At 59.7% G+C, this 21,415-nt stretch carries 22 protein-coding genes; 13 read left to right on the forward strand and 9 right to left on the reverse strand.

The window, feature by feature from the left end:
- Window positions 1–216: 216 nt before the first annotated feature.
- The 6 genes from ABYA88_RS10625 (at window position 217) to ABYA88_RS10650 (ending at window position 7,106) form a co-directional block, all read left to right on the forward strand.
- Complete coding sequence (locus ABYA88_RS10625; RefSeq protein WP_373187218.1) at window positions 217–348, forward strand: hypothetical protein; 132 nt, start codon at window positions 217–219, stop codon at window positions 346–348.
- Window positions 349–479: 131 nt separating this feature from the next.
- Window positions 480–791 carry a copper-binding protein gene (locus ABYA88_RS10630; protein ID WP_373187219.1) on the forward strand — a complete coding sequence of 104 codons (312 nt, stop codon included), beginning with the start codon at window positions 480–482 and terminating at the stop codon, window positions 789–791.
- Between the two features lie 10 nt (window positions 792–801).
- Window positions 802–1,176, forward strand: a complete 375-nt coding sequence (locus tag ABYA88_RS10635) for a hypothetical protein (protein WP_373187221.1) — start codon at window positions 802–804, stop codon at window positions 1,174–1,176.
- Between the two features lie 97 nt (window positions 1,177–1,273).
- Window positions 1,274–2,527 (forward strand): TolC family protein, encoded by a 1,254-nt coding sequence (locus ABYA88_RS10640; protein ID WP_373187222.1) that lies wholly within the window; start codon window positions 1,274–1,276, stop codon window positions 2,525–2,527.
- The gene (locus ABYA88_RS10645; RefSeq protein ID WP_373187224.1) at window positions 2,524–3,957 is read left to right on the forward strand and encodes an efflux RND transporter periplasmic adaptor subunit; all 1,434 of its coding nucleotides are present in this window, start codon (window positions 2,524–2,526) and stop codon (window positions 3,955–3,957) included. Before ABYA88_RS10640 ends, ABYA88_RS10645 begins: the two co-directional genes overlap by 4 nt.
- Window positions 3,954–7,106 carry an efflux RND transporter permease subunit gene (locus ABYA88_RS10650; RefSeq protein ID WP_373187225.1) on the forward strand — a complete coding sequence of 1,051 codons (3,153 nt, stop codon included), beginning with the start codon at window positions 3,954–3,956 and terminating at the stop codon, window positions 7,104–7,106. The genes ABYA88_RS10645 and ABYA88_RS10650 overlap by 4 nt, the downstream gene beginning before the upstream one ends.
- Here the strand turns inward: ABYA88_RS10650 and ABYA88_RS10655 are convergent.
- The 4 genes from ABYA88_RS10655 to crp all read right to left on the reverse strand — a co-directional run bounded on the left by ABYA88_RS10655 (window position 7,070) and on the right by crp (window position 11,174).
- On the reverse strand, window positions 7,070–8,365 hold the full coding sequence (locus tag ABYA88_RS10655) for a hypothetical protein (RefSeq protein WP_373187226.1): 1,296 nt from the start codon (window positions 8,363–8,365) through the stop codon (window positions 7,070–7,072). The genes ABYA88_RS10650 and ABYA88_RS10655 overlap by 37 nt on opposite strands.
- 18 nt (window positions 8,366–8,383) lie before the next feature.
- The gene (locus tag ABYA88_RS10660; RefSeq protein WP_373187227.1) at window positions 8,384–9,109 is read right to left on the reverse strand and encodes a 16S rRNA (uracil(1498)-N(3))-methyltransferase; all 726 of its coding nucleotides are present in this window, start codon (window positions 9,107–9,109) and stop codon (window positions 8,384–8,386) included.
- Window positions 9,110–9,111: 2 nt separating this feature from the next.
- Window positions 9,112–10,464 (reverse strand): adenosylmethionine--8-amino-7-oxononanoate transaminase, encoded by a 1,353-nt coding sequence (locus tag ABYA88_RS10665; protein ID WP_373187229.1) that lies wholly within the window; start codon window positions 10,462–10,464, stop codon window positions 9,112–9,114.
- A gap of 65 nt (window positions 10,465–10,529) precedes the next feature.
- Window positions 10,530–11,174: a cAMP-activated global transcriptional regulator CRP gene (crp, locus tag ABYA88_RS10670; RefSeq protein WP_373187230.1), complete on the reverse strand. Its 645-nt coding sequence runs from the start codon at window positions 11,172–11,174 to the stop codon at window positions 10,530–10,532.
- A 167-nt stretch (window positions 11,175–11,341) separates the two neighbouring features.
- Here crp and ABYA88_RS10675 point away from each other — a divergent pair, with 167 nt between their 5' ends.
- Window positions 11,342–11,764, forward strand: coding sequence for an OsmC family protein (locus tag ABYA88_RS10675; protein WP_373187231.1), 423 nt, complete (start codon window positions 11,342–11,344; stop codon window positions 11,762–11,764).
- A gap of 37 nt (window positions 11,765–11,801) precedes the next feature.
- On the opposite strand, the gene coq7 is transcribed toward ABYA88_RS10675, so the two are convergent.
- Together coq7 and ABYA88_RS10685 are read right to left on the reverse strand one after the other, a co-directional pair.
- Window positions 11,802–12,449 (reverse strand): 2-polyprenyl-3-methyl-6-methoxy-1,4-benzoquinone monooxygenase, encoded by a 648-nt coding sequence (gene coq7 / locus ABYA88_RS10680; RefSeq protein WP_373187232.1) that lies wholly within the window; start codon window positions 12,447–12,449, stop codon window positions 11,802–11,804.
- A gap of 59 nt (window positions 12,450–12,508) precedes the next feature.
- Window positions 12,509–12,847, reverse strand: a complete 339-nt coding sequence (locus tag ABYA88_RS10685) for a histidine triad nucleotide-binding protein (protein WP_373187234.1) — start codon at window positions 12,845–12,847, stop codon at window positions 12,509–12,511.
- A 93-nt stretch (window positions 12,848–12,940) separates the two neighbouring features.
- Between ABYA88_RS10685 and ABYA88_RS10690 the strand changes: the two genes are divergently transcribed.
- Complete coding sequence (locus ABYA88_RS10690; RefSeq protein ID WP_373187235.1) at window positions 12,941–14,419, forward strand: AAA family ATPase; 1,479 nt, start codon at window positions 12,941–12,943, stop codon at window positions 14,417–14,419.
- On the opposite strand, the gene hemJ is transcribed toward ABYA88_RS10690, so the two are convergent.
- Window positions 14,416–14,838, reverse strand: coding sequence for a protoporphyrinogen oxidase HemJ (hemJ, locus tag ABYA88_RS10695; RefSeq protein WP_373187237.1), 423 nt, complete (start codon window positions 14,836–14,838; stop codon window positions 14,416–14,418). The genes ABYA88_RS10690 and hemJ overlap by 4 nt on opposite strands.
- 127 nt (window positions 14,839–14,965) lie before the next feature.
- Here hemJ and argC point away from each other — a divergent pair, with 127 nt between their 5' ends.
- The 4 genes from argC (at window position 14,966) to erpA (ending at window position 17,610) form a co-directional block, all read left to right on the forward strand.
- A complete protein-coding gene (gene argC, locus ABYA88_RS10700; RefSeq protein ID WP_373187238.1) occupies window positions 14,966–16,000 on the forward strand; it encodes an N-acetyl-gamma-glutamyl-phosphate reductase in 1,035 nt (344 codons plus the stop codon).
- Complete coding sequence (locus ABYA88_RS10705; RefSeq protein ID WP_373187239.1) at window positions 16,000–16,764, forward strand: DUF6776 family protein; 765 nt, start codon at window positions 16,000–16,002, stop codon at window positions 16,762–16,764. The genes argC and ABYA88_RS10705 overlap by 1 nt, the downstream gene beginning before the upstream one ends.
- Window positions 16,764–17,186, forward strand: coding sequence for a polymer-forming cytoskeletal protein (locus ABYA88_RS10710; protein ID WP_373187241.1), 423 nt, complete (start codon window positions 16,764–16,766; stop codon window positions 17,184–17,186). The genes ABYA88_RS10705 and ABYA88_RS10710 overlap by 1 nt, the downstream gene beginning before the upstream one ends.
- A gap of 70 nt (window positions 17,187–17,256) precedes the next feature.
- Window positions 17,257–17,610, forward strand: a complete 354-nt coding sequence (gene erpA / locus ABYA88_RS10715; RefSeq protein ID WP_373187242.1) for an iron-sulfur cluster insertion protein ErpA — start codon at window positions 17,257–17,259, stop codon at window positions 17,608–17,610.
- Window positions 17,611–17,629: 19 nt separating this feature from the next.
- On the opposite strand, the gene ABYA88_RS10720 is transcribed toward erpA, so the two are convergent.
- Both ABYA88_RS10720 and ABYA88_RS10725 read right to left on the reverse strand, forming a co-directional pair.
- Window positions 17,630–18,733 carry an anhydro-N-acetylmuramic acid kinase gene (locus tag ABYA88_RS10720; RefSeq protein ID WP_373187244.1) on the reverse strand — a complete coding sequence of 368 codons (1,104 nt, stop codon included), beginning with the start codon at window positions 18,731–18,733 and terminating at the stop codon, window positions 17,630–17,632.
- A complete protein-coding gene (locus tag ABYA88_RS10725; RefSeq protein WP_373187245.1) occupies window positions 18,734–20,188 on the reverse strand; it encodes an OapA family protein in 1,455 nt (484 codons plus the stop codon).
- 218 nt (window positions 20,189–20,406) lie between these two features.
- Here ABYA88_RS10725 and tyrS point away from each other — a divergent pair.
- The coding region (gene tyrS, locus ABYA88_RS10730) for a tyrosine--tRNA ligase (RefSeq protein ID WP_373187247.1) at window positions 20,407–21,415 on the forward strand (1,009 nt) is incomplete at its 3' end.

The following is a 21,415-nucleotide window of genomic DNA, read 5'->3' on the forward strand; positions in this document are numbered from 1 at the left end:
CGCTATCTTTAGCATGGATAGAGCGCAGGCTGGCGCGAGGGACTGTAACAAATCGAAGGCCCGGCGCATCAATGGTAAACGGCCAGGCTTGGCACACATTATCGACCTGCGATACTGCTTCGAAACAACAGATAAAACAGGCCATGCGGCATGAATGGTGATGAGTGGCTGGTAAGCCATGCACGCAATGCTGGAACATTTTGAGGAGGAAGGCACATGTTGAGTTTCTGGGAAATGTCGGAGATGAGCTCTGACATAATCGACCAGAAACTGAGCTTCAGCTCACGGATGGCGGTGATGATGCATATCGGCATTTGCCGCCTTGCCGGCGTTACGTCCAGCAGCTGAAGGTAACATCAGAGGAGCTCAAGACGCTTTCGTTGCCGGTTCAGCCGCAGGAAATTGCACAAGTACTTGCGCAGCTCCATGATGCCAATAAAGATGACATCGAACAGTGAAAAACCGACAGGAGTAACACGATGAAAAAAGTTCTCGCAATGTCCCTGTTTGCCGGCCTGCTGGCAAGCGGAGTGGGTGTATCTCTCGCCACGGCGGGGGCGCATGACGATTTCCTCACTGAAGGTGAGATTCGCAAGATTGACCAAGAAAAGGGGCGCGTCACGCTGAAACATGGACCGATCAAGAATCTGAACATGCCCGGTATGACCATGATGTTCCAGGCCGTTCCAGCCAGTCAGCTGGAAGACCTGGAAGCAGGTGACAAAGTAAAGTTTCGCGCAGTGAAGGATAATGGTAATTTCGTCGTAACCAATCTTGAGAAAGTCGAGTGATTCTCTACCCGTGAAACTGCTGCGTACCACGCTCACCGCCATTTTCTGTTGTCTGCTGCTGTCGTTCAATACGCTGGCGGCGGCGCTGTTGGCGGTGGATCAGTGCATGCAGGACACCAGCTCGGGTATGCAGCATATGGCTGACATGCCCGAGATGGCCGACATGCCGGCGCACCTCGACTGTGCCGGAGTTGATCAGGGCTGGGTGAGTTCTACTGCGCAGCTGCTGTGTGACCAGGGCGGGGATTGCCAGATGGGCGGCGCGTTGGTGCCAAGCGCTACCGCGCTCACGGCAGCTCCCCCCGAAAGTACGGCGCCGGTCTTTGCCCGGCTAGGCTTCAACCCCACCTATCCGACTACCTTCTGGCGCCCTCCGCGCTACTGATTCCTGAATGATCTGAGTCCCACCTGCGTTTGCCGGTGGCGTCTGCCCGCGTTTGTCCCCTCCGGACGGCGTGGCATCAGCAACAGGAATCATCACCATGGTTATTACCACTTTGTGCCGGCTCGTATTTCGGGTCCTGACGGCATGGCTGACGTTGGGCGTGATTGCGCCGGCGTATGCGCTGACCCTCGACCAGGCACTCACTCTGGCCGAGCGCGAAGCGCCGTCTCTTGCGGCGCAGGCCGCCAATATCCGCGCGGCCCGCAGCGCAGCCATTCCCGCCGGAGAACTCCCCGATCCCCGGCTGACCCTGGGCCTGCAGAACCTTCCACTCGAAGGGGATAACGCCTGGGACATCGATGCAGAGCGTATGACGTCGCAACGTATAGGCGTCATGCAGGAAGTGCCCAGCCGGGCCAAGCGCCAGGCGCGGGTCGAACTGGCTCAGTCAGAAATTGCCCTGGCCGGCGCACAGCAGGCCGTCGAGCTGCTCGATGTGCAGCAGCGCACAGCCGAAGCCTGGATTGCCACTCTGGCTGTCGAGCGCAAGCTGACTGTGTTCGCCGACCTCCATGTGGAAAATCGGCTGTTTGCCAGGGCCGTTGATGCTCGTCTGGCGAGCGGTGCTGCGCTGGCCGCCGACAGCGTGGCGCCCCGTCAGGAAGCGGCAGTACTCGCTGATGCCGAGGACGCCCTGTTGCGCGAGGAAGTAAGCACGCGTGCGCAGCTTTGGCGCTGGGTCGGTAAGCGTGCGGACGAGCCGTTGAGCGGTGGATGGCCGCGCTGGCCGGTGGCAGCTGATGAGTACCGCAATAACCTGCAACGCCATCCACAGATACAGCTCTTCGATCCGCTGACCCGGCAGGCGGAGGCACAGGTCCATGGTGCCCTGGCGGAAAAGAAAGCGGACTGGAGCTGGGGGGTCGACTATCTCCGGCGCAGCCGCGAATTCGGCGACATGGTCAGCCTCAGCGTGACTTTTGATTTGCCCGTGTTTACTGCCTCCAGACAGGATCCGGCAATCGAAGCCGAGCGTGCCGGGCTGGCTCAGGTAGATGCGCAGCGCCAGGACGTGGCACGTCGCTATCAGCTCGAACTGACCGATGAACTCGCCGAATACCAGCGTCTGGAAAGTACGCTGGAGCGTTCGGAGCGGACCCTTGTGCCGTTGGCAGAAGAAAAAGTTGAACTGGCCATGGCCGACTATCGCGCTGGCAAAGGCGAACTCGGCGCAGTGATTCGGGCCCGCGAACAGCTGATTGCCGCCCGCTTGCGTCACATTGATCTCGCCCGGGACCGCTCCTTGAGCAACGCCCGCCTCTACTTTGCCTTTGGAGCTGACCGACCATGAACCACCTATTCAGACGGATTGTCCTGTTGCTGAGCGTGCCGATCATGCTGGCACCCATTTCGCTACCTGCCCAGCAGGCAGATGAGGACCGCGAAGTGCTCTATTGGTACGACCCGATGTATCCCCAGCAACGTTTCGATGAACCCGGGCCTTCACCATTCATGGATATGGATCTGGTGCCCCGCTACGTCGAGCAGGATGCAGAGGGCGATGGCCCAGCGACGATGCGGATCGATCCCGGCATCATGCAGAACCTGGGCATGCGCCTGGCGACCGTCACCCGCGAGCCGGTAAGAATACGCATCGAGGCCACCGGACAGCTGACATTCAACCAGCGTGATGTGGCCATTGTGCAGGCCCGCAGCGGTGGCTTTGTCGAGCGTGTTTACGCTCTTGCGCCGCAGGATATGGTCGAGCAGAACGCGCCGCTCGCCGATCTTCTGGTACCGCAATGGGTGGCGGCGCAGGAGGAATATCTGGCGCTGCGCGGTCTCGGCGAGCCGGAATTGCTGGCCGCCGCGCGCCAGCGGATGCGTCTGGCCGGAATGCCGGAAGAACTGATCCTCCAGCAGGAGACCCGTGGCCAGGTGCAGCTGATCTGGACTCTGAAAAGCCCGATTGCGGGCGTGGTGCAGAGTCTCGATGTGCGCGAGGGCATGACGCTTTCTGCCGGCGCCACGCTGGCGCGTATCAACGGACTGGATACGGTGTGGCTGGTAATCGAAGTGCCCGAGGCCCAGGTTGCCGGTCTGGAGGCGGGGCAGACTATCGATGCGCGTTTGCCGGCGTTCCCGGGCGAAACGCTGGAGGGCACTATTGCGGCAATACTGCCCCAGGCCAGTCTCGACAGCCGGACGGTGCAGGTACGGGTCGAGCTCGATAATCACCGGCAGAAATTGCGGCCGGGTATGACGGCCGAGGTAGCCATGGACCGGCAGGAAGATGAGGCGCTGCTGGTCCCTAGTGAAGCCTTGATTCGCACCGGCAAACGCACGCTGGTGATGGTGGCCGAAGAGGGTGGACGCTACCGGCCGGTCGCGGTGCGCACCGGCCGAGAGACAGCAGACAAGACTGTCGTGCTGGAAGGGCTGGAGGAGGGTCAGCAGGTTGTCGCCTCGGGCCAGTTTCTACTCGATTCCGAAGCCAGTCTGCGCGGTCTGACTGCTGCGCCCGCAGATCCTCTGACACCGCCGGCGTCTGCGCTGCATGAGGCGGAGGGCACCATCGTCGGCATTGAAGACGACATGATCTTCCTCGACCACGGTCCCTTTCCGACTCTGAACATGCCCGGCATGACCATGGGCTTCCCCTTTGCCGATCCGGCATTGCTCGAGGACCTGGAAGAGGACGACCGGGTTCGGGTCGGTGTACGCGAAAGTGAGGAAGGTCTGACGATCGAGCGGATCGATAAGCTGGAGGCTCAGCCATGATTGCTGCAACTATCCGCTGGTCCGTGGCCAACCGATTCCTGGTACTGCTGGCGACGCTGTTTGCGATCGCCTGGGGCGCCTGGTCGGTACAGAACACACCGATCGATGCGCTGCCGGATCTGTCCGACGTACAGGTGATCATCCGCACGCCTTATGCCGGACAGGCACCGCAGATCGTCGAGAATCAGGTGACCTATCCGCTGGCCACGACGATGCTGTCCGTGCCAGGGGCGAAAACCGTAAGAGGCTATTCGTTTTTCGGCGACAGCTATGTGTACGTGCTGTTTGAAGACGGCACCGATCTGTATTGGGCTCGCTCGCGTGTGCTCGAGTACCTGAGCCAGGTACAAAGCAGCCTCCCCGACGCCGCCAAACCGGCGCTCGGACCGGACGCCACCGGGGTCGGCTGGATCTTCCAGTACGCGCTGGTAGATCGCACCGGCCAGCACGACCTGGCGCAGCTGCGCTCCCTGCAGGACTGGTTCCTGCGCTACGAGTTGAAAACTTTGCCCAATGTGGCAGAGGTCGCGCCCATTGGTGGCATGGTCAAGCAGTATCAGGTCGTACTTGATCCGGTACGCATGGCAAACCAGCGGGTGACCCAGCAGCAAGTCGCCAGTGCGATTGACCAGGCCAACCGAGAGACCGGCGGCAGCGTGCTGGAACTCGCCGAGAGCGAGTTCATGGTGCGCGCCTCCGGCTATCTGCAATCGATTGCCGATTTTCGCAGTATTCCGCTGCGCCTGGGCACCAGCGGCTCACCGATTACCCTCGGTGACGTCGCGCAGATTCGCCTGGGGCCGGAAATGCGCCGGGGGATAGCCGAACTCGATGGCGAGGGGGAGGTCGTCGGTGGCGTGGTCATCCTGCGCAGCGGCAAGAATGCCCGGGAGACCATTGCCGCGGTCAAGACCCGGCTGGAAGAACTGAAGAAAGGCTTGCCGGAGGGCGTAGAGATCGTCACCACCTACGACCGTAGCGAACTGATCGACAGCGCCGTGAAGAACCTCAGTCACAAGCTGATCGAAGAGTTCATCGTGGTGGCTCTGGTATGCCTTCTGTTTCTTTGGCATCTGCGCTCGTCGCTGGTAGCGATCGTGTCGTTGCCGGTGGGTATATTGATCGCGTTCATCATCATGCAGCGCCAGGGCATCAATGCCAACATCATGTCCCTGGGCGGTATCGCGATCGCGATCGGTGCGATGGTGGACGCTGCGATCGTGATGATCGAGAACGCGCACAAGCACATCGAAGCCTGGCACCGGCGCAACCCCGATCAGCAGCTCAAGGGCGAAGCTCACTGGAAAGTGATTACCGATGCTGCTGTCGAGGTCGGGCCGGCGCTGTTTTTCAGTTTGCTGATTATCACCTTGTCGTTCATTCCGGTGTTTACGCTGGAGGCGCAGGAGGGCAGGTTGTTCGGCCCTCTGGCCTTCACCAAGACCTATGCGATGGCCGCCTCTGCCGGTCTGGCGGTCACGCTGGTGCCGGTGCTCATGGGCTACTGGATTCGCGGCAAGATCCCGGCCGAGGATCGCAACCCGGTCAGCCGGGGCTTGATCCGGGTCTACCAACCGGCGCTGGATGCGGTGCTGCGCTGGCCGAAAACGACGATTGCTGTAGCTGTGGCGATCTTTCTCAGCGGCATCTGGCCGGCCAGTCAACTGGGGGGTGAGTTCCTGCCGCCGCTGGATGAGGGCGACCTGCTCTACATGCCCACGGCATTGCCGGGGCTATCTCCACAAAAGGCCTCTGAATTGCTGCAGCGCACCGACCGGATGATCAAGTCGGTGCCGGAAGTCGAACGGGTGTTCGGCAAGGCCGGGCGTGCAGACACCGCGACCGATCCGGCGCCGTTGACCATGTTCGAGACAACGATCCAGTTCAAGCCCCGGGATCAGTGGCGTGAAGGCATGACGCCGGAGAAGCTGGTCGAGGAGCTGGACCAGGCCGTTCAGGTGCCCGGCCTGGCCAATCTGTGGATTCCGCCAATTCGCAATCGGATCGACATGCTGGCTACCGGGATCAAGAGTCCGATTGGCGTCAAGGTATATGGCTCCGAGCTGACGCAGATCGACCGCGTGGCGCAGGAGGTCGAAAAGATCGCCAAGGATGTCCAGGGTGTCAGTTCGGCGATCGCCGAGCGACTTACCGGCGGCCGCTATATCGATGTCGATATTGATCGTGCCGGCGCCGCGCGCTACGGCCTGAATATCGCCGACGTCCAGGCTATCGTCGCCGGGGCGATAGGTGGCGCGACAATAGGCGAAACAGTAGAGGGCCTGGCGCGCTATCCGATCAGCCTGCGTTATCCCCGCGAATGGCGCGACTCGTTGACCGAGCTGCGCCAATTACCGATCTATACACCCCAGGGGAGCCAGATCACGTTGGGCACGGTGGCTGAGATCGGTATCAGCGACGGACCGCCCATGCTCAAGAGTGAAAACGGGCGGCTGACCGGCTGGGTCTATGTCGACGTGCGTGACCGGGACATGGCCGCGGTGGTAGCCGACCTGAAATCGCGTATCGCCAGTGAAGTGGACCTGGCATCGGGCATGAGCATCAGCTATTCCGGCCAGTTCGAGTTCATGGAACGTGCCAACGCCAAACTCAGGCTGGTAGTGCCTGCCACGCTGCTGATTATCTTTGTGCTGCTTTACCTGACCTTCCAGCGCTTCGACGAAGCCCTGCTGATCATGGCCACCCTCCCGTTCGCGCTGACTGGCGGTGTGTGGTTTCTCTACCTGCTGGGCTACAATCTGTCCGTCGCGACCGGTGTGGGCTTTATTGCCCTGGCGGGCGTGGCCGCCGAATTCGGCGTGATCATGCTGCTGTACCTGACCAATGCGAGAAAGGAGCGGCTCGAGGCGGGATTGACCAATGAACGTTCGCTGATCGATGCGATCCGCGAGGGTGCCGTGCAGCGCGTCAGACCCAAGGCAATGACGGTGGCGGTGATTATCGCCGGACTGATGCCGATTCTGCTGGGCAGCGGCACAGGCAGCGAAATAATGCGTCGTATCGCCGCACCGATGGTGGGCGGGATGATCACCGCACCGCTGCTGTCGCTGTTCGTGTTGCCGGTGGCCTACCTAATGATGCGCCGCCCGGCTCAGCCAAACTCACCGCCCTTGGATGGGCCTGGGTAGACCGGGGCGAAGCCGCCGCCGGGTGTGCGGAAATTGGTGGTCTGCCCCTGGTAAAGGCGGGCCGCCACCCACTGTACCTGGCTGTCATAGGTGTAGTTGCGCAGGTCGAATTTCAGTACCTGCGGCGATTCGCCGTCGGACAGCGCACGCTCACCCGGCGCTATCAGGGCCTGGGCGACATAATCGCCGGCGAGAATCTCTTCCCAGACGCGCCGCGTGATCTTGTCGCCGCGATAGGCCGCGCGGCTTCCATAGCCAGCTGCGGGCTTGAAGAACAGGCCCTTGCGCTGAGGCCAGAGGAGGTCCGCCTGATCGCGGTGTACTTTCCGGGTATGCGGTATACCAGCGAGCAGAATCGAGCGGGTCTCGTCCGGTACCCCCAGGCGTTTCAGGTGCTCTTCGCTGCTCAACAGAACCAGATTGCGCTTGTCCGCATAGAGTGCGTGAGCCTGGGGGTGGGGTGTCAGCACGCTGGCATCGGTCAGATGTGCCTGGCGCAGGTGCCCGTTGGCAGGCGCTTCGAGCAGAAAATCGGTCAGCCGGTTGTACACCAGGTCAATCGCCAGATCGCCGTGCCAGAGCTGGCCGCTGCGTAGCTCAAGCTCCGCAGGGTCCGCGATCACTGTCTGAATACCCTGTTTTTCGAACAGCCGACGGAACAGCATGAATTCTGGATACAGATACTGATCCCTGGGCTGGGCATCGACAATTGCAATGCTTTGCAGCGGACGGGTCTTCCCGGACAGCGCCCATTCCTGGCGAAACATCGAGACGATGTCGGCTTCGAACCTTTCCGCCAGCGCGGGTGGCGGTACCAGGCCTGCCACTTCCGGGCAGCAGGCACGCTGGGCGCGCGCCATCAGTGCGTTCAGCATGGCGCCGCCGGCATTGGTGTTGATCTCTATCAGCCCGAAACCGTCCTCGGTGACGTGAAAATCGTAGCCCATGAAGACGCCGCGAGCCCCTGAGGTATGCGTGGCAACGGCTGGAACATCGGCGAGCACTGCCTGGCGGTAGGCGGGCAAGGCGATGACCGACTCGATCGCGGTTATCAGTTCCCGCATCCGCAACATATGCGCGGGCGATACGAACACCGGGCGGGCGGCAAATACCGTCGGGCAGCGCTCCTGAAGCAAGTCGAAAAGATCTGATTGGTCGGTCTGTGACGCTAGCGCCTGACGGAGTGCCTGCTGATCCAGGCTGATACACAGGCATTGGCTATTAAGCCTTTGAATCAGGTTGCTCTGGTCGTTGCCCATATTCTATGCGTGCCCCTGCTAGGATAAGTCGCCCCACAGATACTGGGCGAGCGTAAGTGCTGCGACCGGAGCCGTTTCGGTGCGCAGCACGCGCGGGCCAAAACGCGCGGACTGAAAGCCGCTGGACTGCGCCCGGTCGATTTCTTCAGGGCTCAGACCGCCCTCTGGGCCAATCAGCAGCGCGAGATCGTGCGGACGCTTTAAGGCTTCCAGGCTTTGTTCGGTGCGGTGGTGCAGTACCAGCTTGAGGTCCGCTTGCAGGCTGCTCAGCCAGGCATCCAGCGCAATGGGCGGGTGCACGGTGGGCACCACACTGCGACCACATTGTTCGCAGGCGCTGACCGCGATCTGCTGCCAGTGGGCCTGGCGCTTGTCGGCGCGCTCACCCTGCAGCTTGACCTCGCAGCGTTCGGTAAACAGCGGGGTGATTTCGTTTGCACCCAGTTCCACGGCTTTCTGAATCGCCCAATCCATGCGTTCGCCGCGGGACATTGCCTGCCCCAGGTGCACGCGTAGCGGCGACTCGGCAAGTCCCGCCAGTGGAGCGTCCAGGCGGACCGTCACCTGCCGCTTGGCAACATCGACAATCTCTCCGGGCCATTCCTGCCCGGAGCCATTGAATACCTGTATCGGCGCACCGGGCGCGAGGCGCAGGACCCGGCCTATGTAATGCGCCAGGTCACCGTCGAGTCGATGCTCGCCGATCTCCAGTGGCGTATCGAGGTGGAAGCGTGAGACGCGCACCGTCAGTCCCGCGTGGCCAGTTGGATGCCTTCCCAGGCGACGCTGGCCAGGTGGTCTATCTGATCCGGGGTAATTACATAGGGCGGCATGAAATACACCACGCTGCCCAGCGGACGCAGCAGCGCTTCGTTCTTCAGTGCATGCTCGTACACGCGAATGCCACGCCGCTCCTGCCAAGGGTAGGGTGTGCGGTTGGCCTTGTCCTTGACCATTTCGATAGCCAGGACCATGCCGGTCTGACGGACCTCGGCCACGTTTGGATGGTCGACGAAGTGGGCGGTGGCGCGCGCCATGTGCGCCGACAGGGACTTGTTAGCCTCGATCACGTTGTCCCGCTCGAGCAGGTCCAGGGTCGCCAGCGCTGCAGCGCAGGCCAGTGGGTTGCCGGTATAGCTGTGTGAGTGCAGAAAAGCGCGCATGGTCACGTAGTCGTCGTAAAAAGCCTCGTACATCTTGTCGGTGGTCATACAGACCGCCATCGGCAGATAGCCACCGGTAAGCGCCTTGGACAGACAGAGAAAGTCGGGGCTGATGTCGGCCTGCTCGCAGGCGAAGAGGCTACCGGTGCGACCAAAACCGACGGCGATCTCGTCGTGGATCAGATGCACATCATAGCGGTCACAGGCCTCGCGCAGCAGCTTGAGATACACCGGATGATACATGCGCATGCCGCCAGCACACTGGATCAGCGGCTCGACAATCACGGCGGCTACTTCCTTGTGGTTTTCCTCCAGAGCGCGCTCCATGTGCTCGAACATCATGCGGCTGTGCTCTTCCCAGCTGACGCCTTCTTCGCGCTCATGGCAGTCGGGGGAGGGCACTGTGATCACGCTCATGAGTAGCGGCTCATAAGTCTCTTTGTACAGAGCCACGTCGCCTACAGACAGGGTTGCCAGGGTTTCGCCGTGGTAACTGTTGGATAGCGTGATAAAACGCTTCTTCTCGGGCTTGCCGGTGTTGAGCCAGTAATGAAAGCTCATCTTCAGGGCTACTTCGATACACGACGAGCCGTTATCGGCATAGAAGCAGCGGGTCAGCGGTGCAGGAGTGATATCGACCAGGCGCTCAGACAGCTCAATGATCGGCTGGTGGCTGAAGCCGGCGAGTATCACATGCTCGAGGCTGTCGAGCTGATCCTTGATCCGCTGGTTGATATAGGGGTTGGCGTGGCCGAAGATGTTGACCCACCAGGAGCTGACCGCGTCCAGGTACCGGTTGCCTTCGAAGTCATGCAGCCATACGCCTTCGCCGCGCTGGATCGGAATGACCGGCATGTGCTCGTGATCTTTCATCTGGGTGCATGGGTGCCAGAGTACGGACAGGTCACGCTGCATCCACTGATTGTTCAAGCCCATAGTCGCCTCGCCGAGATTGGAATTAAGGGGCGATTGTACATCAGCGGCTTCCGGGCTGCAGTCTCTCAGCGGGTGTTGAAGACCACCATCGTCTTGCCCTTCACATGGATCAGATCCTGTTCTTCAAGGGTCTTCAGAACGCGGCCGACCATTTCCCGTGAGCAACCGACGATGCGCCCCAGCTCCTGGCGCGTGACCTTGATCTGCATGCCATCGGGGTGAGTCATCGCATCGGGCTGGCGGCACAGGTCGAGCAGGGTGCGGGCGACCCGGCCGGTCACGTCGAGAAAGGCCAGGTCGCCAACCTTGCGGGTGGTGTTGCGTAGCCGGTCGGCCATCTGCCGTCCCACGGCAATGAACAGGTCGGGATCCTGCTGGCTGAGCTCGCGAAATTTGCTGTAGCTGACTTCCGCCACTTCGCACTCGGTTTTTGCGCGAACGCAGGCGCTTCGGTCCTGCTGCGCCCTGCCTTCGTCGAACAGGCCCATCTCGCCAAAAAAATCCCCCTGGTTAAGGTAGGCGATGATCATTTCACGGCCCTGCTCATCTTCGATCAGGATGGTGACGCTGCCCTTGATGATATAGAACAGGCTGTCCGACCGGTCTCCTGCGTGCAGGATAGTGCTGCGGGAGTTGAAGCTGCGCAGGTGACAATGAGCCAGATAGCTGTCGAGATTTTTTATTCGGGGCGTCAGGGCGGTTACGACCATGTAGGTATCCTGTCGAGCGAATCGGTGATGCCGGAGCAATTGTGTAAGCCTCAAATCGAGACCAAACGCGATTATGTCCAGTTTTTACGATGATGACCAGTGCAAGACTCTGCCGTAAAAGCCTGTGGTATTCTTCTGGGCCTCAGAATGTCCTGCCGGAGATGTAGATGAAAGCGCAAATCAAGTGGGTGGACGGCGCCATGTTCCTGGGCGAATCAGGTAGTGGCCATACCATAGTGATGGATGGCCCGCCGGAAGCGGGCGGACGCAACATGGGCGTACGTCCGATGGAGACCGTGCTGATTGGTCTTGGCGGCTGTGCCAGTTATGACGTGGTCAGTATTCTGAAGAAATCCCGCCAGGATATCCGCGATGTACAGGTTTCGCTCGAGGCCGAGCGCGCCGAGAGTGAGCCCAAGGTGTTCACCCGTATCCACGTGCGTTTCGTGGTTAGCGGCAAGCAGCTCAAGGAAGCGCAGGTTAAAAGAGCGGTCGAACTGTCAGCGGAAAAATACTGCTCGGCGTCGATCATGCTCGGCCGAGCTGGCGTCGAGATCACGCACGAGTATGAGATAGTCGAAGTAGACTGATCACGGGCACACCTGTCGCTCCTGGGAGCGGGGCGGCTCAGAGCTTGTAGGTGGCCTTGGTCATGACGCCGGACAGCAGCGTCATTGCTGCCTTGACCGGCTCCGGAAAGATCATGCCGCCAGCTTCCAGCGCCTGGGCGCCGTGCTCTATCTCGTCGATGCGCATCTGCTCCAGAATCGCCCGCGACTTGATGTCCTCCTCGGGCAACTGGGTCAGGTGATCGTCCAGATGCCGCTCGACCAGTTGTTCTGTAGCGGCGACGAACCCCAGACTGATCCTGTCGCTGATCAGTCCTGCCGCCGCGCCCATGCCGAAAGACAGACCGTAGAACAGCGGGTTGAATACACTCGGCTGGCTCTTCAGTTCTTTCAGCCGCTGCTCGCACCACGCCAGGTGGTCGATTTCCTCGGCGGCTGCATGCTCCATCTTGGCCCGCACATCCGGCAACTTGGCGGTCAGCGCCTGACCCTGATACAGCGCCTGGGCGCAGACTTCACCGGTGTGGTTGATGCGCATCAGTCCGGCGATGTGCTGACGCTCTGTCTCGTCTAGCGGCACATTGGGCATGTGCTGGGAGGGCGATGGGCGGTTCGCCTGGGCAGCGCCCGGCACCAGCGTACGCAGAGACTGGTCGGCCTGGGTCAGCAGGCGGTCGAGAAAGCTGTAGCGGCGGGGTGAGTTCATTATGACTCCTGTACGTAGGCTCGGTATCGGGCGCTGCAGGCGCACCGCGTGGCATTGGATCAGCCGGGGGGCCAGGTCATCTGCCGCTTGCCCAGCACATGCAGATGGATATGGTAGACCGTCTGGCCTCCATCTTCATTGCAGTTGAACACGGTGCGGAAGCCTTTTTCGCAGCCCTGTTCGCGGGCCACTTTCTGTGCAGCGAAAACCATGTGACCGACCAGTTCCCGGTCGTCTTCGGTCAGATCGATCAAACTGGCTATGTGTCTCTTCGGAATGACCAGAAAGTGCACCGGGGCCTGGGGATTGATGTCCTCGAAAGCGATGACCTGATCATCTTCATAGATTTTCTTCGCCGGAATCTTGCCCTCGACGATCTTGCAGAATAGACAGTCCACACGCTACTCCTTGGCTGATCTTGAAAGTGCTTCCAGTGTAACCATGTCAGGCTAGAATGGCATCACATCGAACTGCTGCAAAAGGATTCGCGAGTGAAAAACGATATCCATGATCTGGGACTGTTGCTCGACAGCCGGGTAAAACTGATCATCACCGAAAGCTGGGAAGAGCCGCGGGTGCTGGAAACCATGGCCTCGCTGGCGGTCAAGCGCGCCCGCACCTGGTACACCTGGGATCAGGTCGACGGTCTGCGGCGACTCGGATTCGGCGCGGAAATAGACGAAACCGATACCTGTGATCCGGAAAAGGCCCTGCAGTGCGCGCGTGACGACACGCAGCAGTCCATCTATGTATTCTGCGACCTGCACCCGTTCCTGGATAACTTCAAGGTAGTGCGCCTTCTCAAGCTGCTCGCGATGAATACCGATTCCCGGGCGCCAACCGTCATGCTGGTGAGTCACCAGCTCAAGCTTCCGCCGGAGCTCAGCCGCCTGGCCGCTCGCGTTGAGCTGAGCATGCCCTCCGACGAACAGCTGTCGGCCATAATCCGTGAGGAGGCCGCCAGTTGGACTGAACAGAATCAGGGCATCAAGGTGCGTACCGACAGCCGCACGCTGGAGCAGGTGGTGCGCAATCTGCGCGGCACCACGCACGAAGAGGCCCGCCGGCTGGCCCGTAAGCTGATCGCTGATGACGGCGCTATTACCCAGGAGGATGTGCCGGCGCTGAACAAGGCAAAATTCAGTCTGCTCGACATGCAGGGCGTGTTGAGCTTCGAGCAGGATACTGCGCATTTCGCCGAGGTCGGCGGGCTGCTGCATTTCAAGCGCTGGTTGATGGAGCGACAGGCGGCATTTCTCGGCACCGGAACCATCAAGGACGCACCCAGGGGCGTCATGCTGGTCGGTGTTCAGGGCGCTGGCAAGAGTCTGGCCGCCAAAGCGGTCGCTGGTGTCTGGGGACTGCCACTGCTACGGCTGGATTTCGCCGCGCTGTATAACAAATATATTGGCGAAACCGAGAAAAATCTGCGCGAGGCCCTGCAGATGGCGGACTGCATGGAGCCCTGTGTCCTGTGGATCGACGAGATTGAAAAAGGCCTGGCACCCGATGGCAATGACCAGGGCGTATCGCGCCGCCTGCTAGGCACGCTGCTGACCTGGATGTCGGAGCGCCGCAGCCGCGTCTTTCTGGTCGCCACTGCAAACGACGTCAGCCAGCTGCCGCCTGAACTGATCCGCAAAGGCAGGCTTGACGAGATGTTCTTCATCGACCTGCCTGACGGTTCCGTGCGTGAGGAAATTCTGCGTATCCATCTGCACAAGCGCGGTCTGGATGTCGACGGCTTCAATCTTCCCGCGTTGGCTCAGGCCAGTGAAGGTTTCTCCGGAGCGGAGATAGAGCAGGCTGTCGTCGCTGCGGTATATGCCGCCTCTGCCCGACAGCAGAGCGTCACGGGCACCCATTTGCAGGCGGCACTGGCACAGACCTCGCCTCTGTCGGTGGTGATGGCCGAGCGGTTGCAGGCGCTACGCGAGTGGGGCCGGGAGCGGGCAGTAATGGCCGGTTAAAAGGGCTTGACCACGACCAGTATCACTACGGCGACAAGCACCAGCACCGGCGCCTCGTTGAACCAGCGATAGAATACGTGCGAACGGGTATTGCGGTCAGCCGCGAATCCTTTGAGCATCCTTGCGCAGGTGAAGTGATAGACCAGCAGTGCGACTACCAGGCTCAGCTTGGCGTGCATCCAGCCCTGGGTCAGCCAGGCGGGAACGAGGATCAGCAACCAGATACCCAGCGCAATGGCCACAACCATGGACGGCAGCATGATGCCTCGATAGAGTTTGCGTTCCATGGTCTTGAAGCGTTCATTGCTGACGTTGTCCTCGCTCTGCGCGTGGTACACGAACAGGCGGGGCAGATAGAACAGGCCGGCGAACCAGGTCACGACGGCAATGATATGAAATGCCTTGATCCACAGGTACACGCTGCACTCCTTTTGAATAGGGTCTGAGCCTCGTTACGAGGCAGTGAGTGCTGGTAATTTGCGTCAGCGCTTTTATGATAGGGGGTTATCAATTACCAGTCATGCTCAAACGATTCGGGAAGTAAAGATGATCAAGATCGGCATAGTAGGTGGAACCGGCTACACAGGTGTGGAGTTGCTCCGGCTTCTCGCTCAGCATCCGCAGGCCCATGTCGAGGTGATCACCTCCCGCTCGGAAACCGGTATCCGTGTTGTAGACATGTACCCCAACCTGCGCGGTCATTACGACCAGTTGTGCTTCAGCGTGCCGGATACTGAAGCACTCGGAAAGTGTGATGTCGTGTTCTTTGCGACCCCCCACGGGGTCGCGCATGCCATGGCCGCGGAATTACTGGCGACCGGCACACGGATTATCGACCTTTCCGCCGATTTTCGTTTGCGCGACGCGGCCGAGTGGAGTCGCTGGTATGCTCAGCCCCACGGAGCACCGGAGCTGCTTGATCAGGCCGTATACGGGTTGCCCGAAGTCAATCGAGAGACCATCCGCAGCGCCCGGCTGATTGCTGTGCCAGGCTGCTATCCGACCGCGGTCCAGCTGGGCTTGCTGCCCTTGATCGAGGCGGGCCTGACGGATAATGACCGCATCATTGCCGACTGTAAATCCGGGGTCAGTGGTGCCGGACGCGGCGCCAGTGTCGGGTCGCTTTTCTGCGAGGCGACCGAAAGCATGAAGGCATACGGTGTTGCCGGTCACCGTCACCTGCCGGAGATTCGTCAGGGCTTGCAGACCGCTGCCGGAGGTGCAGTCGGACTGACCTTTGTGCCACACCTGACACCTATGACAAGGGGCATACACGCCACCCTGCACGCTACAGTGACGGACCATTCGGTAGATCTTCAGGCACTGTTTGAAAGCCGCTATGCAAGCGAGCCTTTTGTTGACGTGATGCCGGCCGGAAGTCATCCGGAAACACGCAGCGTCCGTGGCGCCAATGTGTGCCGGATAGCGGTTCACCGTCCGCAGGGCGGGGATCAGGTAGTGGTCCTGTCGGTTATCGACAATCTGGTCAAGGGCGCTTCAGGCCAGGCGGTGCAGAACATGAATATTGCGTTTGGATTCGATGAGACAGCAGGACTGTCCCATCCTGCGCTCATGCCCTGATGCTCGGCTTCAAGCGTCGGCGGCCATTGCGCGAACACAGTATCGTGCTCATGCCGCGCAAGTCGAAGCTGCTCGGTTGGTTGAAGATCGTTGGCGTCCTCTCGCTGGTGCTGGCGATTCCCGCGGCCGCCTGGCAGGCCTGGCACGCCGGCCTGAACTCTCAAGCGGGCATCGCGCAGGAGCGTGACAGGCTGCTGTTGCAGCGAGAAGAATTGCTGGTTGAGTTGACTGCGGCGCGTGAGCGCGCTCAACAGCTGGAAGTGGACCTGCTGGTCGCCGTCGAGTCGGTTACCGAAAATCGCGGTATGGTGCAGGAGCTGGAGCAGCAGTTGTTTCATCTCCAGCAGGACATCGCGCAGTATCAGGGAGCCCTGGTGCCGACAGCGGCGTCACCGGGCGTCCGCATCCAGGCTTTTGAGTTGCAGCCGACGGAGGATCCCGATCGCTTTCGCTACAAGATCATGGTGAGCCGGGTAGGTGATGAAGAGGATACCTTCCAGGCGCAATTGCTCATGCAGGTTCATGGGCTGCAAGACGGCACAATGACTAGCTTACCGCTTGCGGATCTTACCGAGGCTGACGACTCGGCAGGCATCGTATTGGATTTTCGCTATTTCCAGGTGGTTCCTGCTGCCGGTGAAGATTCCGAGCTGCTGTTGCCCGAGGGCTTTGAGCCTTTACGGGTAGAATTGCAGGCAGTGCAGAACGGCTCGACTGTAGTCGAGCGATCATTCGAATGGACAGCCACAGGAGCAACACCCTGATGTGGGGAACAGACAAGCACAAGAAAATGGACATCGGCAAATTCAGTGGCAAGACCACTATCATCGCTCAGGATGCGGAGATCAACGGCGATATCATTTTCTCCGGTGTACTGCAGATAGACGGGCGAATTGTCGGCAACATCGATGCCGAGCAGGGCGTAGTGCGGATCAGCGAGCATGGTCGGGTTGAAGGCGTGATCAAGGCGCCTAACGTCCTGATCAATGGGGAAGTGACCGGCGACGTTCATGCCGGCGAGCATCTGGAGCTGGATGCGAAAGCGCGTATCAACGGCAGTCTCTATTACCGGTTCATCGAAATGCTCATGGGCGCGCAAGTTAGCGGCACGCTAAATCTTTTGAGTGAGACGGCGACGGTAACGCCGATTGCGCAAATAGCTGCGCGCGCCAGTCAGGATGAATAGTTGACCAAAAGAGTCGGGAAACGGATAATGCTCGACCTGTTGTGCCGTTGCACCTGTCGCTGGAGGTTATATGTCGACTGCTGAAGTTTTTACTCCCTCCCCGTTATTGTTTACCGATACCGCCGTATCCAAGGTCAAGGCCTTGATCGATGAAGAGGGTAATGAGCGGTTGAGCCTGCGTGTGTTCGTCACTGGCGGCGGCTGCTCCGGTTTCCAGTACGGATTTACCTTTGATGACGAGTTGGCCGAGGACGACACCATTGTCGAGCGCGAAGGTGTGAAGCTGGTGGTCGATCCGATGAGCTTTCAGTACCTTGCCGGCTCTGAAGTGGATTATCAGGAAGGCCTTGAAGGGTCTCGCTTTGTGATCAACAACCCCAATGCAGCAACCACCTGTGGCTGCGGTTCCTCCTTTTCCATCTGACCTGGCCGCTCTGCGAGGGTCAGGCGGGATAATGAGCGCCAAGAATCCGGGCGCCTGAAGCGCCAGTAACGGCTGGTTGGTTGCCCGGTAGTAAATTCAGACAGCGCCATGCCAGCCAGGCAAACGCAATCGCTTCCATCCAGTCAGGATCAACTCCCAGTTGCGAAGTCGTCGCTACGGGCATCGTACCCAGCAGTTCCTGCAGGCGCTCAAGCAGCAGCCTGTTTCTGGCGCCGCCACCACACACAAACACACTATTCGTCGCCGGCGCACTGTTCTGCACGCCAAGGGCTATTGTTCGAGCGGTGAGCTCCAATAACGTGGCCTGAACGTCTTCAGGTGGTAGCGCTGCAGGCAGAAGAGCCAGCTTTTGCTCCAGCCAGGACGAGTGGAAATACTCTCGCCCGGTGCTTTTCGGTCCCCTGCGCTGGAAATACGGGTCGCTGAGCATGAGGTCGAGCAGGCTTGCCGATACCTTGCCGGTGCGGGCCCAGTCTCCGTCGCTGTCATAGGGCCGGGCATGGTGCAGCCGAATCCAGTGATCCATCAGCACGTTCCCGGGCCCGCTGTCGAAACCGAGGACCTGTCGTTCTGGTTCGAGTACGGTCAGGTTGGCAAAGCCACCAATGTTGACCAGGGTTCTTGGCTGGTCTGGCGAGCGCAACAGCCATTCATGGAACGCGGGTACCAATGGCGCCCCTTCACCCCCCGCGGCAAGATCCCTGCTGCGAAAATCGCTAATGACACTGATGCGGGTCAATTCGGCAAGCAGGGCTGGCGCTCCTATCTGGCTGCTGAATCCCAGTTCTGGATGGTGGCGGATGGTTTGTCCGTGACTGCCGATGGCGGTTACCTGCTCCGGTTGCAGCGTGTTCCGCTCCAGAAGTTGGTTGACCCCCTCGGCTGCCAGCTTCGCCCAGCTTTGGCCAGCCACACCCGCGCGCCGGATTTCATCGGCACCTGGGGCGCACAGAGCAAGCAGTTCCTGGTATACAGATTGCGGAAAGGTCATGCAGCAGGCATCGATCAGTCGGGCCTGCTGGGGGGACGAAAGCTCAACCAGTGCTACGTCGATACCATCCAGGCTGGTGCCCGACATGATACCGACATATAGGTTGGCCAATCAGGGCTCCAGCGCTGCCAGCTGGTTGTCGTTCTGCCGATCCAGGCTGGCCATCATCTTGTTGCTGATAGCCATGAATGCAGTGCGCTCTCCCTTGGGAACCGGATCCGATACCGGCAGTTCGATCCCCAGGGGATCGACGTGACGACCGTTGACCTGAAACTCGTAATGCAGGTGAGGGCCGGTAGCCAGTCCGGTCATGCCCACATAGCCGATAATCTGGCCCTGGGTGACGTTGCTGCCTGCCCGTAGACCGCTGGCGTAACGGCTCATATGCGCATACAGAGTTTTATATTTCTGCCCGTGCTGGACGATGATGGTGTTGCCGTAGCCGCCCTTGCGGCCAAAGTGGACGATGCGCCCGTCGCCCGTTGCCTTGATAGGCGTGCCGGTGGACGCCGCATAATCCACGCCGTTATGCGCGCGGATCTTGTTCAGGACCGGATGACGACGATTGGGGTTGAAGCGTGAGCTGATTCGGGCGAACTCTACCGGTGTACGAATGAACGCCTTGCGCAGACTGGTGCCATCAGCGCGGTAGTAGCTGCTGTAGCCGTTCTTGTCGGTATAGCGAACCGCGGTGAACGTTTTTCCCTTGTTGGTGAACCGGGCGGCCAGAATGTTCTTCGTGCCGACCCGCTTGTCGCCGACGTGGAGCTCCTCGAACATCACTTCGAAATTGTCGTCTTTGCGAATGTCGCGGGCAAAATCCACGTCATAGCCGAATATGTTGGCCATTTCCATGGTCAGTCCGTGAGTCATCCCGGCTTCCTGGGCTGCGAGGAAAAGCGAACTGCTTATGTTGCCTCGGGCGAAGCGGCTGCGAACTTCAGGCTCGATCACATTCTTGCTGAAGGTATAGCTGTCATCCTCACGATCGATCTGGATTGTCTCCAGATCGCTTACTTTGGAGCGTAGCGCAAGCAGATCACCGGTGTCGGCGAGTTTGAACTCCAGCACTTGCCCGACCTTGAGCCGGGTAAAGCGTTTGGCATCTTTACTGCTGTTGATGACGGCGTGCAACGTCTGAGCACCGAGTCCAACTTCGCTGAAGATAACGGAAAGCGTATTGCCACTGGCTACGGTCACGGTTTGCCATTCCGGCGGCGTTGGTGACACCGGCGTATCGACGGTAATTACCAGCGGGCTTTCATTATCGATGGCTATATTTTCAGAGATGCCAGCAGTCTTACGCTCAGGACCGCTGGTCGGCACTGAAGAGGAAAATGTGACTGTTTCCTTGATCAGGGCATCCAACTCTGCAGGCACGCTATCACGCTGAGTTGGCTCACCTATCTGTCCTGTCTCCAGGTCCAGGGGAACAAATGTCTTGCGAGCTTCGACATCAGTGGTAGGGATAACGAGCAGAAAGATGCTCAGCGCAGCTGCTATACCGCTTGCAGCCACCAGGTGGCTTTTAGGGTAAAGCGGCGATTTTGTCTTGTGGAAAGCCATAAGCGCTCTTGTCGTGGATTCTATGTATGTGTAATAACTTGCTAAATTATAACTGAAAGTGCTCAGTAGCAAGCTTTCAGCGGCACCGCCTGTCAGTTTTCCAGCGCGGCGTGTGCTCATTTTCTGACAATCATACCTCCTGCAAGCTTGTAATTGGTCATCAATGTTGTATGTTTGGTCCCCTTTTTTGCCCACCCAACAACAGGATTTGTGGATTTATGAAGCCGGTCGACGAGCAGTTGGCGCTTATCAAGCGCGGCGCGGATGAAATTCTGGTCGAAAGCGAGCTGAGAGCCAAGCTCGAGCGTGGTGTGCCGCTGAGAATCAAGGCTGGTTTCGATCCGACTGCTCCGGATCTGCATCTCGGGCACACGGTGCTGATCAATAAGCTGCGTCAGTTCCAGGAACTGGGTCACCAGGTGCTTTTCCTCATTGGTGACTTCACCGGGATGATCGGTGATCCCTCCGGCAAAAATGCGACGCGCCTGCCGCTGACCCGTGAGCAGGTTATGGATAATGCCGAGACCTATAAAGAGCAGGTCTTCAAGATTCTCGACCCTGCGCTCACCCAGGTGATGTTCAACTCTACCTGGATGGACAAGATGTCGTCGGCAGACATGATCCAGCTGGCCGGCAAGTATACTGTCGCGCGGATGCTTGAGCGTGATGATTTCGACAAGCGCTACAAGGGCGGTCAGTCGATTGCGATTCACGAGTTTCTCTATCCCCTGGTGCAGGGTTACGACTCGGTGGCAATGCAGGCGGATGTGGAGCTGGGCGGTACCGATCAGAAGTTCAACCTCCTGATGGGGCGCGAGCTGCAACGTCAATATGAACAGGAGCCGCAGGTCATATTGACGATGCCATTGCTTGAAGGTCTTGATGGCGTCAAGAAGATGTCCAAGTCGCTCGGTAATTACGTGGGCATCAACGATGCGCCGGGGGAAATGTACAGCAAGATCGTTTCGATGCCTGACACCCTGATGTGGCGCTACTTCGAGTTGCTCAGTTTCCGCAGCATGGAAGAAATCGGCCAGCTTCGCGCTGAGGTAGATCAGGGCGGCAACCCTCGGGACGTGAAGATCAAGCTGGCGGAAGAGCTGGTCGCCCGTTTCCATGGTGAGGAGGCAGCAGCCAGTGCGCATCGTTCCGCTGGTAATCGCCTCAAGGATGGAGAGCTGCCTGAGGATCTGCCGGAGGTTTGTCTCGAGTCGGTTGAGGATATGC

The organism is Halopseudomonas sp. (assembly GCF_041579695.1).
GTDB lineage: Bacteria > Pseudomonadota > Gammaproteobacteria > Pseudomonadales > Pseudomonadaceae > Halopseudomonas.

Bases quoted from the DNA above. Each gene is read 5' to 3' on its own strand.
- ABYA88_RS10630 (WP_373187219.1), top strand. From the start codon at position 480: ATGAAAAAAGTTCTCGCAATGTCCCTGTTTGCCGGCCTGCTGGCAAGC.
- ABYA88_RS10655 (WP_373187226.1), bottom strand. From the start codon at position 8,365: ATGGGCAACGACCAGAGCAACCTGATTCAAAGGCTTAATAGCCAATGC.
- coq7 (WP_373187232.1), bottom strand. From the start codon at position 12,449: ATGAACTCACCCCGCCGCTACAGCTTTCTCGACCGCCTGCTGACCCAG.
- ABYA88_RS10705 (WP_373187239.1), top strand. From the start codon at position 16,000: ATGCTCGGCTTCAAGCGTCGGCGGCCATTGCGCGAACACAGTATCGTG.
- ABYA88_RS10710 (WP_373187241.1), top strand. From the start codon at position 16,764: ATGTGGGGAACAGACAAGCACAAGAAAATGGACATCGGCAAATTCAGT.
- ABYA88_RS10640 (WP_373187222.1), top strand. From the start codon at position 1,274: ATGGTTATTACCACTTTGTGCCGGCTCGTATTTCGGGTCCTGACGGCA.
- ABYA88_RS10665 (WP_373187229.1), bottom strand. From the start codon at position 10,464: ATGGGCTTGAACAATCAGTGGATGCAGCGTGACCTGTCCGTACTCTGG.
- ABYA88_RS10625 (WP_373187218.1), top strand. From the start codon at position 217: ATGTTGAGTTTCTGGGAAATGTCGGAGATGAGCTCTGACATAATCGAC.
- ABYA88_RS10650 (WP_373187225.1), top strand. From the start codon at position 3,954: ATGATTGCTGCAACTATCCGCTGGTCCGTGGCCAACCGATTCCTGGTA.
- argC (WP_373187238.1), top strand. From the start codon at position 14,966: ATGATCAAGATCGGCATAGTAGGTGGAACCGGCTACACAGGTGTGGAG.
- ABYA88_RS10725 (WP_373187245.1), bottom strand. From the start codon at position 20,188: ATGGCTTTCCACAAGACAAAATCGCCGCTTTACCCTAAAAGCCACCTG.
- ABYA88_RS10675 (WP_373187231.1), top strand. From the start codon at position 11,342: ATGAAAGCGCAAATCAAGTGGGTGGACGGCGCCATGTTCCTGGGCGAA.
- ABYA88_RS10645 (WP_373187224.1), top strand. From the start codon at position 2,524: ATGAACCACCTATTCAGACGGATTGTCCTGTTGCTGAGCGTGCCGATC.
- crp (WP_373187230.1), bottom strand. From the start codon at position 11,174: ATGGTCGTAACCGCCCTGACGCCCCGAATAAAAAATCTCGACAGCTAT.
- erpA (WP_373187242.1), top strand. From the start codon at position 17,257: ATGTCGACTGCTGAAGTTTTTACTCCCTCCCCGTTATTGTTTACCGAT.